The sequence below is a fragment of the Paenibacillus sp. FSL L8-0663 genome (assembly GCF_038008125.1).
In the GTDB taxonomy this organism is placed as follows: Bacteria; Bacillota; Bacilli; order Paenibacillales; family Paenibacillaceae; genus Paenibacillus; species Paenibacillus polymyxa_D.
In genome coordinates, this window is the sequence record NZ_JBBOYM010000001.1 from 2,661,126 (window position 1) to 2,675,125 (window position 14,000).

Consider the following 14,000-nt stretch of genomic DNA (forward strand, 5'->3'; position numbering starts at 1 on the left):
CAGCGCTGAATCGACAGGAGCCAACAAAGGTCATATTTTGCAGGTGGTTGTAATCGCTCGTAAAGGGCAGAGCAACCATATTAAAGCTTTTGAGTCTTTAATTTGAGCTTTGAATGTCGTGAATTTTAAAGTTTATGAGGATGCATGCCAGCGAGTAAAAGAAAAAAATGAGTTTTTAAGAATCAAAACTGGAAAAAAACTATATCCTGCATAATAAGTTAGATAAGCGCATTTAGCCATTGATGGTTTAATAAAACAAATTAGATCCTCGCTTTAACAGATGGATAATTATATTTTATTAGTATGAAGATAGTTTTCTTATACAGTGGACCGTTCATATTTACCTTCTTATGAGAACTTTATCTTGTACCCATAGCTAGGTCATATCGTGTTTTTTAGGCTAGCCCATAGTTGGAAAGGATAAAATTAATTCCTTGAATACCCCATAGTAAAGGAGTCTGAAAAGATGGTGAATGAGTATTTCTCGACGGAATCTGCTTCCAATCCGCAAAAATCTACGATTACTAATAAACTGTCAAAAATAATCGAAAGTGTATCCCAACTCAGTCCAGACGAATTAGAGCCGCAAAAACATTTTTTAGAACTGGGTTTAGACTCTATTCTTCTGTCTCAGGTTAGACATAGCATTAAAAGTACGTTTGGCTTGGAAATCCCGATGAACGAATTTTTTGAATCACTGACTACGCTAGAGTTGCTGACAAACTATATTGCTGATAGGGTAGCCTCGACCTCTGAAGAATTGACCCGGAATTCGGAGGAGCTTCAGTTGACTGCGTCGTCCAGTGTCACCTCTTCGGTGCCTTCCGTCTTGCCGGGCTGGAGTCAAAAATCCACTACCCCTATAGAAGATCCCGCATCCCATGAAAGCAAGCTATCAAATGAGGATATATTTGCGGGGAGAGAACGAATTTTAGAAATGCAACTTCAACTCATGTCGCAGCAGATGGAAATACTACGTCAGTCTCGTCTTGCACCAGTGGCAATGTCTGAATCGCATTCACTACAAACTGCTGTCGAGCCTCAGACATCCGCGATGCAGGAGGTAGCTGCCACAGTTACTTCTATTTCCTCCGTCCAGGCTTCCGTCTCAGCTGTTTTGCCAGACGGAAAAGAATCGAAAGCATTTGTTCCCTATCAAAAAATAAATGTGCAAGCCCATAATTCACTTTCACTTAGGCAGGAAAAGCATCTGCAAAAGCTGATTGAACATTACACGATGCGCACACGAAAGACTAAAGAGTATACTCAGCAATACAGGTCTGTATACGCCAATAACCGGAATGTGGCCGGATTTAGGCTTGCTCTCAAGGAAATGGTGTATCAGATTATATCTCAGCGTGCAGAGGGTTCTAAAATTTGGGATTTGGACGGTAATGAATATATTGATTTGACGATGGGGTTTGGGGTCAATTTGTTTGGTCACAACCCATCCTTTATTCGTGAATCGATAGAAAAGGAAATACATAACGGAATGTGCCTTGGACCGATGTCCAATATGGCCGGGCAGATTGCCGAAAAGATTTGCAAGATGACAGGCATGGAACGAATTGCGCTATATAACTCGGGGACAGAGGCGATCATGGTCGCTCTTCGGTTAGCTCGGGCTGCCACCGCACGGGATAAGGTGGTGATTTTTTCTGGTTCCTATCACGGTACTTTTGATGGAATATTGGCATTGGGGGGGACAACGGATGACAGGGAACAACATTCCACTCCCCTGGCACCTGGTGTACTACAGCACATGGTGGACGATGTCGTTGTGCTCAGTTATGGAACGGACGAGTCACTCCAATATATCCGCTCCCATGCCTATGAACTGGCTGCTGTTCTCATAGAGCCAGTGCAGAGTCGTCGCCCTGATTTCCAGCCCGCAGCTTTTCTGAAGGAAGTACGTCAGATTACGGAGCAATCCGGGACCGCGTTCATTTTTGATGAGGTAATTACAGGCTTCCGTATTCAGCCGGGGGGCGCGCAGGCGTGGTACGGGATTGAAGCCGACCTTGTAACTTACGGTAAAATCATTGGGGGCGGGCTTCCCATCGGTATCGTGGCAGGGAAAGCATCGTTCATGGATGGAATTGATGGAGGAGTGTGGAGCTTCGGAGATGACTCTTATCCACCGCATGAGCAACAGCGGACGTTTGTAGCGGGAACTTTTTGCCATCACCCCCTGGCTATGGCAGCTTCCCTGGCCGTACTAGAGCAGTTGGAGAAGGACAGGGGGCAATTGCATAACGAGCTGAATAGTCGTACGAAGGCGTTCGCAGCAGAACTGAATCACTATTTTACGGAGGAACAGATACCTATAAAGGTCGTTTACTTCGGTTCCTTGTTCCGTTTCATCCTTAAAGGTGACTTGGAACTATTCTTCTATCACATGCTGGATAAAGGAATTTATATATGGGAAGGCCGGAACTGTTTTTTGTCAACGGCTCATACTTCGAAAGACATAGAGCGGATTGTACAGGCAATTAAAGAGAGTGTTAATGAGCTGCGCAAAGGAGGATTTCTGCCGGATCTGTACCCTCATGAAAACCATCTAAACAAGCCTTTTATTCCTGAAACTGCAACTGCAGACCTTAAGGAATCGACGATTATGCTGACTCCGGATCAGAAGCAGTTATGGTTCGCCTCGGTCTCGGATTCAAAGGAATCGCAGTCGCTTCATGAGACTGTTTTACTGCGCTACCGGGGTCCGCTACATCTTAAGGAATTTAATGAAGCTGTCCATCGCATTGTTAAACGTCACGAAGCCTTACGCACCTTCATGGGAGAGGATGGAGAAACGCAGATCATCGCCCCGGCAATGACCCTCAGCATTCCGCTGCATGATATCAGCAGTCTTTCTGTAGAGGAGCAGAAACACGATATCCGTGCTTGGATGGAGAAGGATAGGGAGACCGTATTCCCAATAAGTGCAGGCGAACCTTTATTCCGTATCCGGCTTTTAAAAACGTCGAATGAGAAGCACATCGCTGCATTTACATTTCATCATCTGATTGCAGATGGCTGGTCCATCGGAGTGTTTTTCCATGAATTGGAACAATTTTATTCCGCTTGTGTACAGGGGGAACACTGCACGCTTCCCGACCCTGTTCCGTTTCGAGATTTCGCAGCATGGCAGCAAAACCAGTTAGAGGCAGGTGGAGCGGCTGCCCTTGCTTTTTGGTCAGATGTACTTGCGAAGCCATTGCCCGCCCTTGACTTGCCGTCTCTCCAACGCAACATCAGCTCTCCTTCTTCGCGCGGAGCACGATACACCATTGTGGTGGATGCACCTCTGGTGAAGCAACTGAAATCAGTCAGTATTCGGCTTGGCAACAGCATGTTTGTGACTTTATTATCTGTTTTCCAGCTTTTTTTACACAGAGTGACAGGCCAGAATCAAATCATGGTAGGTATTCCAACCGCAGGGCAATCTCATATGGGTGTGTCCCCGCTAATTGGCAACTGCGTTAACTTGCTCCCAGTGATTTGTGAGGTAGACTCTGGAGCAACGTTCACGGAATTCACACAGACGGTCAAGCGAGTAATGCATACGCTGGATGCTTATCAGAAATACAGCTTTGCCGGACTTGCCCAGATAGGATTAAGGCATTTGCCCGTCCTTAAGGTGTTGTTCAATATGGATAGGCCCATTCCAGAGTTTCACTATTACGGACTGGAAACAGAATTGTTGGAGCATGAAATATTGTCCACTCAATATGAGTTGTTTCTGAATGTTACGGAGTCTGGTCAGCAGTTGCGGCTTGATTTCGACTATGCTGCGAGTCTTTTTCAACAAGACACTCTGGAAGTATGGGCACAATACTTTTTACATCTGCTGAGCTCGGTTGTGCAGGAAGACGGAATGCGGATATCTGCGCTGTCTTTGCTTCGAAGTACGGAAAGGGAGCGGCTTTTGGAAGTGTGGGGGACATACGCGGATTCTAAAGGGAATTATCCTTGTGTCCTTGACAAATATAAACATCCGTCTCCTACGGGTACCATCGGACAAGTATATTTGGCCACATCCGCTGGTTTACTGGGAACGACGCTGGAATGGGCTTATATCGAGGTTGGAGGGAGAATTCGACATATCGGTGCAGCCAACCGAGATGTTCTTATTCGCGGTCATCAAGTGAATCTTGAGCAGATAGAGAAACATCTTTTGCGAGCACTAGATTTGGATGCCTGTGTTTTGACGGCACGGAAAGACGGTGAAAGCAGTAACTCTTCGTATCTAGTGGCTTATATAGTGGACAATAATTCTAATTCGTGGGATATAGCGAAGCTGAAAGAGAGTGTTAGCTCAATACTTCCTGATTATGGGCAACCTCGCTTTTGGGTTCTGATGGATAGCATCCCTCTTTTGGCTGATGGGAAGCCGGATTTTCAATTATTGCCGAAACCAGAAGATATCAGGATAGAGGACTCGCAGAAGCAGGTTTCTGACAGCAATATGACTGAGGACAAACTGATATCCATATGTAAGGAAGTTCTGAATGTATCTGATATCGGATACAACGAAAATTTTTTTCAAATGGGTGGAGACTCCTTAAAAGCGACTGTTCTTCTAAGCAGAATTAACAAGGAATTCGAAGTATATATTCCGCTGGTACAAATTTTACATTTGCAAACGATTGCACAACTGGCGGCACATGTAAAAGGAGGACAAAAGCGAAAGTTTGAGCCGCTTGTTCCGGCAGATTTACAGCCCTTTTATCCGGTATCTCCCGCTCAAAAAAGAATGTATGTGCTGGATCAACTGGGTGGAGGTGCAGCGTATCATGTATCGGGTCAACTGCATATAGAGGGAGAGTTACACGTTTCCAAGTTCATTGATGCAGTGAAGGAGGTTTTTTCACGGCATGAATCCTTTCGGACGTATTTTGAGATAGTAGACGGGGAAACCGTGCAGAAGGTACAGGATGTGCTTTCACTGGACATTCCTGTTACTCCAATTTCCGAAGAGGATGCTAATCACGCCCGTGAACTGTTTATTCAGCCATTTGACCTCAGTAAGGCTCCTTTAATTCGTGCTGAGTTATTCGCAATCCATCGTGACCAGTTTATGTTGCTCATCGATATGCACCATATCATTTCAGACGGCTTCTCAATGGCAGTATTAATGGATGAGATCAGCACGCGGTATCAGGGTATGCCACTTGCCCCCATTGACGTTCACTACAAGGACTATGTCGTTTGGCAAAAACAACATTATGCCGGAGACAGCCAAGCAAAGGATGAAGCATTTTGGTTAGACACGTTGGACGGCGAGCTCCCTGTATTAGACCTGCCAACTGACTTTGCTCGTCCGTCAAGTCAGAGCTTCGCAGGGGACAGCCTTACCTTCATTGTGCAATCCAAGCTGACGGATAGACTTAATCAATTGGCAAGAGACACGGGAGCAACGCTCTTTATGGTGCTTTTGGCAGCTTATAATGTGCTGTTAAGCAAATACTCCGGGCAAGAGGACTTCCTCGTAGGTACACCGGCAGCGGGTAGAGGGCATGCGGATACGGAAGCGATGATCGGCATATTTGTGAATACTTTAGTTATCCGTAATCGACCGCTGGCGTCTCAGCCATTCAGTGCTTTTCTGGAGGACGTAAAACATAACACTCTGCTTGCGTTGGAGCACCAGGAATATCCATTTGACCAACTGGTCGACAAACTAGATCGAGTACGCGATGTAAGCCGCAATCCCATCTTTGATTCGATGTTCAGTCTGCAAAATAAGGGAACAGAGGTCATTGAACTCAGCGGACTTCGTTTGCGACCGAATGAGTTTAATGCAGGTGTATCGAAGTTCGATCTTTCATTACATGTAACGGAAACTCAAGACCAGTTAACTTTCACCTGGGAGTATGCGACCAGCCTGTTTAGGCTGGAGACAATTGAGCGATTTGCCCTCCATTATATAAAAGTGTTGGAAATCGTAACTCAAGATGTCGGAATTCGCTTGGCTGATATGGATATGCTGACAGAAGAAGATAAGCACTTATTACTATATGAGTTCAACAACACCTCCGCCTATTTTCCGCGGGATGCAACGATTCACGGAAGGTTTGAGCAGCAGGTTAGCAGGACTCCAAATGAAATGGCAATCATATTTGGAGATAAGTGTATGACTTACCAAGAGTTGAATGAGCTGGCGAATCGTTTAGCGCGAACGTTGCGGGCGGAAGGAGTGGGACCGGATCAGCCGGTAGGGATTATCGCTCAGCGTTCACCTGAGATGATGATTGGCATCTATGCAATTCTAAAAGCAGGTGGAGCTTATGTACCCATTGACCCGGGATACCCACAGGAAAGAATTCAATATATGCTTGAAGATTCGAAAACACAACTGGTGCTGACACAACCACAGTTTGCAGAAGAGCTGGAGCAATATGCGGACTGCAAGGTAATGGTGTTGGATTATGCTTCCACGATCATGGCTTTGCAAGCATCCAGGTCGACGGAGCCTACGACCGACTGCATGAGTAGCTGGCATGAAGATGCCACCAACCTTGAACCTATAGCAGAACCCAACCATGCGGCCTATATCATTTATACATCCGGTTCTACAGGGAAACCGAAAGGGGTTATTGTTGAACACCGCTCAGTCGTGAATCGGCTCTGCTGGATGCACAATAGATACGGCCTAAGCGCAGAAGATACGATTTTGCAAAAAACTGCCTTTACTTTTGACGTATCCGTATGGGAGTTGTTCTGGTGGTCGATGGTAGGCTCTAAAGTAAGCTTATTGCCAATCGGCGGAGAAAAGTCTCCCGAACAGATCTTGAACACCATTAATGAAGACAAGGTAAGCACCCTTCATTTTGTACCCGCGATGCTGCATATTTTTCTGGAATATCTGGAGCAGCAGCCAAGGGAAACAGTGCAAGCAAAATTGAAAACGTTAAAACATATATTTGCCAGCGGTGAAGCATTGCCTCCTCAGCAGGTGGCGCGTTTCTATCGAATTATGTCAGGGATTGGAAGCGCAAAACTAATTAACTTATATGGTCCAACAGAAGCTACTGTAGACGTTTCATTCTTTGAATGCGAGCCTGTGGAAGAGCACTCGGTGATCCCGATCGGTAAACCGATTGACAATATTCATTTGTATGTTGTACAGGAAGGTACGGAGCGATTGCAGCCGATTGGAGTGGCGGGAGAACTTTGTATCAGTGGTATAGGAGTAGCCCGTGGCTATCTTAATAGACCGGAATTGACCAAGGAGAAGTTCGCTACTAATCCGTTTAATAGCGGAGCGGAGGGTTATGAGCGGATGTACCGCACAGGAGATTTGGCGCGTTGGATGCCTGACGGCAACATTGAATATTTGGGGCGGATCGATCAACAGGTTAAAGTAAGAGGATATCGTATTGAACTGGGCGAGATTGAAGCGCAGTTGCTGTCTGTAGACGGAATCCAGTCAGCAGTAGTCATAGCACGGGAGAACAAAGACGGCTACAAGGATTTGTGTGCATACTTTGTGGCTTCTGAGCCATTAAGTCCGCTGAACGTGCAGAATGCGCTCAAGCAGAAGCTACCGTTTTATATGATTCCAGCATATGTGGTGCCTATGCAGCAGCTTCCCCTTACGGCCAATGGAAAAACGGACCGAAAAGCTTTACCTGAGCCGGACCGACATGACTCTTTACAGACGGATTATGTTGCTCCGAGAACAGATGTGGAAAGGGCGCTGGTCGTGGTATGGCAAGACGTTTTGGGAAGTGATCATATAGGCGTTCGAGATCATTTTTTTCTGCTTGGCGGCGATTCTATTAAGGCCGTTCAGGTTGCCTCACGTCTGCGTCAGCATGGTTATTCCCTTGACATTTCTCTCTTGATGGAGCACCCGTTCATTGAGGATCTCAGCAAGCTTGTGACAACTTTATTCCGCTACACAGACCAGAATTCAATACATGGAGAGATTCCAATAACATCGATTCAACGGCAGATGCATGAACTGGGTACATTTTACACCTTACGGACGGCAACATCCATGCTATTTGCAGGCAACCCGCATTTCGATGAGGATCTGTTACGGTTTGTGCTGCAAACATTAACTACTCATCACGAGGGATTACGGCTTGGTCAGGCGTCGATCGACGAACCGTCAACCCTTGTATACCGAGATGAAAATGAAGAATGGTTCACACTTGATGTGTTCTCACTTGCAGATGATGACCATCAAGCTAGCAAGCAATTACAGAGCGAATGCTTCCGGATTCAAAATAGTTATGGAATGTTTGAGGGACCCAGAGTACGCGCAGGCTTATTCCGGATGTCGGGCTCCGACCAGTTCTTTCTTTCTGTAGATCCGCTAGTGGCTGATCCTACATCTTGGCGTATCCTGCTTGAGGATTTCACAACTGCCTATGAACAAGCTCTTAACGGGGAACCGATAGTGCTTCCTGACAAAACAGATTCTTACCGCTCCTGGATGCGGTGGCTAGAAGACTATGCAGACAGCAAAAAGCTGGCCAAAGAGAAACTCTACTGGCTGGATAAAGTTAATTTCGATGGCGAATTTATACCGAAGGATCATAAGGCACCTGTACATTCAGAAGCACTTCGTCCAGTAGAGCATTGCATCATACAGCTTTCGGACGAGAAAACAAGCCAGCTGTTAACACGGGCTAACCGAACCTATAATACGGTGACCGCTGAGTTACTGCTTGCTGCATTGGGACTGACTATAGTGGAATGGTCTGGACAGTCTAAGATTGCCATTGGATTTGAGCATTATGATCGGGAGCAACAAACTGTGACTTCGGACAAACCGGACCTTTCAAGAACCGTAGGTCAATTCGGTTCCATATATCCGCTTGTTCTGGATATGGAGCCTGGAGAAGACAGTTCTCTTTTGCTCAGAAACGTAAAGGAGACGGTCCGGCAAGTACCCAACCAGGGTTTAGGATATGGATTACTAAAATATGGAGCTGCATCCTCTGGCAGATCAGAATTTAATGCTCAGTATTACCCGGAAATTGGCTTCCGCTTGATTCATTCTGAACCGGTCAGTTCCTCTCACTTTCATACTTCGCCTATGGATGCTGAATTATGGTCCGGCCAGAATTGTAGCGTTTCTGATTTAGCCTATCCCCTCTATCTGGATGGGCGGCTGAAAGACGGTAAGCTTTCCATCTGCATGCTTTATAACCGTCACGCGTTTGAAGCAGATACTATCCGAATGCTTCAGTTGCGTTTTGAACATCATTTGTCGGGCATTATTCAGCATTGTCTGGACCAATCCAGACGGCAACTAACACCATCGGATGTGGGAGCACGTGGTTTGGATCTAGATGAGTTTGAAGACATGAAGCAGTTTTATGAGAATCTATAACGATTCGTCCGAGGAGGATATCCATGATCAAAGGACTTGAAATTGAAAAAGTGGTCAACTTGACTCCCTTACAGGAAGGAATGCTCGTTCATGCGCTGATGGAACCAGAATCACAGGCTTATTACGAGCAATTACGTATTTCTATTCGGGGAGATCTGGATTGGAATGCCCTGCAAGAAAGCTTTCAGCTGTTGGTTCAGCGTCATGAAACACTGCGCTCGAACATTTATCATAAATCCGCTTCTCGTTCGCGGCTGATTGTCTTTAAGAAGCGAAACACGGCGATTACTTACGAGAATATGACAGAGCTGACCGGAAAGGAGCAAGCCGATGCTATTCGTAGATTTATGGATGTGGACCGTAACACCCATTACGATTTGAGCAGGGATATGCTCATCCGGATGGCTGTACTTCAAACGGATAAAGATGCTTATACGTTACTTGTAAGTTTTCACCATATTATTATGGACGGCTGGTGTCTTGGCATCATAATGGACGAGTTGTTAACGGCCTATGAGGCTTATCGTACAGGCCGTCCCGTTCAATTGCCTGAACCACGACCTTACACCGGGTATGCCGACTGGCTTGAAGAACAGGATCAGGAGGCGGCCAAGGGCTACTGGAGTTCTGAATTACAAGGTTACGAACAAACGGCTGGACTTCCGATGCTAAAAACTCCAGCTACAACTCCTGAAAAAGGCGGCTATCTGCTGCAGGAATATAGAACGACGCTGACGGAAACAGAGACCAGCACTTTGCGGGCGATTGCTGAATGCAATGGGACCACGCTCAGCAGTCTTTTTCTGGCCGCCTGGGGAATTGTACTTGGTCGTTACAACGGAAGCAAAGACGTAGTTTTTGGCACGGTGGTATCTGGCCGCCCGTCGGAATTGGATGAAGTAGAGCGAATTGTCGGATTGTTCATTAATACCATTCCATTACGAATTAGATTAAATGAAGAAAAGAGTTTTGTTGAATTATTGCGCGATGTCCAGAGAGCCTCTGTCCAAGGAAGGAGGAACGGATACTGTTCACTTGCTGAAATCCAGTCGCAATCTGCACTCAAGCAACGCTTGCTTGATCATATCGTTGTATTCGAGAACTATCCGCTGGAAAACATGATCGGGAGACGGGACTGGCAAGACAAACTCGGATTCATTATTGAGGACGCTCGGTTATTCGAAGAAATACCGTATGACTTTAATATTGAGGTTGAAGATAAGAAGGCAATGAGTTTCATATTGTCCTATAACGGCAAGGTCTATAGCAGTGAAGCGATGAAGCATCTGGCCCATTATTTGAAGCATGTCTTCCTGCAAATTGCCAGTAATGCAGAGGTTTGCCTCCGTGACGTTCGGCTGTTAACAACCGAAGAAGAGGCTAATATGACGAAATTATGGAGCGGACCCGTTGTCCAGTTTCCTGCACTTACTTTTCACGGGATATTCGAAGCGCAGACGGAGCGTACACCAGAACAAGCGGCCGTCATATATGAAGATACGATGCTCACTTACAGACAACTTAATGATAGAGCAGACGCTCTTGCCCATCTTTTGCAGAAGCGTGGAATTACACGGGAGAGTCTGGTCGCTGTCATGGTTGACAGGTCTGTTGAGATGATAGTGGCGGTGCTGGGCATTATGAAAGCCGGAGCTGCCTATGTGCCAGTAGATCCCGTGTATCCAGAAGAACGTATTGAATATATGCTGCGTGACTGCGGAACGACGATTGTGCTTACGCAATCTCACCTGAAGGGCTGGCTGAAAACAATGGATTTTATGGGCGAGGTAGTCGATCTCGCTACCTTGCCACTCCAGTCCGAGATGGATTCGAACAAGCAGTATATCTCCACATATGAGCCCAGCTCTTTGGCGTATGTCATTTATACATCGGGTACCACAGGTAAGCCCAAAGGCGTTATGGTTGAACATCAACAATATGTCAACACCGCACTCGGTTACAGACACAGCCAAGGATTTAAAGATTTCCCTATTAAGCTACTGCAAATTGCCAGCATGTCGTTTGATGTGTTTGCATGCGATTTGGCCAAGGTATTTGTCAATGGAGGTACCTTGGTCATTTGTCCTGAAAACGTGAGAAATGATCCAGCTGCCTTGGCTACACTGTTGGAGCAGCAGGAGATTACTACGTTTGAGACGCCGCCTGTGCTTTTAGCTCTGCTATTGAATTACATCTATGAGCATGGTACAAATATCAGTTCTCTAAAGCTTCTTACTACTGGAGCAGATAGCTTGGCTGTTGCTGATTACCGTAAGATGTTGACCCGCTTTGGCAGCAAAATGCGGATTATTAATACGTATGGAGTTACCGAAGCCGCAATCGAATCTAGTTTTTATGAGGACGAGCTGGAAAAATTGCCTCTGTCCGGTATTGTCCCTATCGGCAGAGCTCTACCTAATCATAAGTTATATATTGTTGATGACAGGATGCGTCCGGTCCCTGTCGGTGTAACGGGCGAGCTGTGTATTGGTGGAGCTTCTGTAGCGCGGGGATATCTTAATAGGCCGGAGCTTTCGGCTGAGAAATTCGTGTCTGATCCGTTCTTGCCCGGTGGACGCTTGTATCGTACGGGGGATCTGGCACGCTGGCAGCCAGATGGGAATATTGATTTTATCGGGCGAGCTGACTACCAATATAAAATTCGCGGATACCGGATTGAGACTGGAGAAATCGAATCTATTTTGCTCGAAACGGAAGGAGTACGCCAGGCGGTTGTTGTTGATCGACTGGACACAGCGGGACAAAAGTATTTATGTGCCTATGTTGCAGGTGCAGCTGAGAAAGACATGCTGCGGGATAAACTGGCTCGGCAGTTACCAGTCTACATGGTTCCAGCCCAAATCATTGTATTGGAACAGTTGCCATTGACCCATAACGGGAAAATAGACCGATCCAATCTGCCCGAACCGGATGAAATAGCACCGTTGGATACCGTATATGAAGCACCACAGGATGAATTGGAAAAAACAATTGCTTTGATCTGGGAAGAAGTGATCGGTGTTAAACCAATTGGATTACACAACAACTTTTTCGAGCTTGGTGGGGACTCGATTAAAGCATTGCAAATTGCAATCCGCTTAAATGCCAAAGGCCTGAAAATGGAAGTAAAGGACTTATTCCGTTACCCTGAAATTCACCTGATAGCGCCGTTTATAAAAAAAATCACCCGTATCATTCCCCAAGGGATTGTAGAGGGTGAGGTAGAATTGACACCCATTCAACTCGATTTTTTTCAGCATCATCGGAGAGATCGTCACCATTATAATCAGGCGGTCATGCTGCAAAATGATGAAGGATGGAATGAATTATGGCTGAAAAACGCCATGGACAAGCTGGTAGCCCATCACGATGCATTACGGCTCATTTTTGTGGAAGAGGAAAAGGGAGCCTCCGCCTATAACAGGGGAGTGAACGAAGGTGAGTTCTTTACATTAACGAGCTATGATTTGACACAATCAAGCCAGCCTGAAGAAGAAATTCGACACATTGGTGATGAGCTGCAAAGCAGTTTGGATCTGCAACGAGGTCCTCTCATACGTTTGGCCTTATTCCATTTATCCGGTGAAGATCATCTGATGATCGTTATCCACCATCTTATTGTAGACGGTGTGTCATGGAGAATTTTACTGGAAGATTTGGGTACAGCCTATGATCAGGTAGCTCGGGGTGAGATGCCGAATCTGCCTGCCAAGACTGATGCTTACAAAGAGTGGGCTTCAGGACTGACTACTTACGCCGAAAGCGTACAGGTACGCCAAGAAATCAGCTACTGGAACCATGTAGATTCACGCAGGATGCGTCGATTGCCAAGGGATCATGAAATCGCGGTTAGCCTGATACAAGATCGACGCCTAGTGGAGGTGATACTCGGCAGGGATGAGACGGAAAAGCTGTTGAAGCATGTACATCATGCCTATCATACGGAAATGAATGATCTGTTGCTTACAGCCTTAGGTCTGGCTTTTTATGAATGGAGCGGTTATAACGAAATCCCGATTTTGCTGGAGGGGCACGGCAGGGAGGAGATCATTAAAGATTTGGACATCTCTCGTACAGTCGGCTGGTTTACCTCTCTGTATCCTTTTGTAATCGAGATCAACAGACCTGAGAACTTGGCCTATCAGATCAAAATGGTTAAAGATAAGCTGCGGCGGGTGCCTAATAAGGGCATCGGTTATGGTATTTTACGTTATTTGACCAAGGACCAGACTAATGCGGCTTCTCTGGTCGCAGCACCATTCCCGGAAATTAGCTTCAATTATTTGGGACAATTCGACGAAGAAAACAGCGCAGACATGCCTTGGCGTATTTCCAGATTAGCAGACTTAGCCAATGGTGAGAGAAGCCCGCGTGCGGAAAAGACGAATACATTTGACATTAACGGCATGATCACGAACGGAATCCTTCGGTTTGGATTTGAATATAACGGGCTTGAATATGGTGCAGCAACGGTAGAGCGATTAACGATCGGCTTTAAAAAACATCTATTAAATCTTATCCATCATTGTTGCACTAAGGATCAGGCGGAGCGCAGCCCTACGGATTTTACCTATAATCAATTGTCTATGGGGCAATTTGAACACATATCAAGCCGATTATCGGATAAGCTGGGAAATCTGTTGAAATAAAGAATATC

General features: G+C 46.0%; 2 protein-coding genes. Both read left to right on the forward strand.

The features are described 5' to 3' along the window. The first annotated feature begins 469 nt into the window (after positions 1-469). Positions 470-9,343: an amino acid adenylation domain-containing protein gene (locus MKY75_RS11840; protein ID WP_445671528.1), complete on the forward strand. Its 8,874-nt coding sequence runs from the start codon at positions 470-472 to the stop codon at positions 9,341-9,343. 23 nt (positions 9,344-9,366) lie between these two features. Further along, positions 9,367-13,992, forward strand: coding sequence for an amino acid adenylation domain-containing protein (locus MKY75_RS11845; RefSeq protein ID WP_340885378.1), 4,626 nt, complete (start codon positions 9,367-9,369; stop codon positions 13,990-13,992). Positions 13,993-14,000 lie beyond the last annotated feature (8 nt).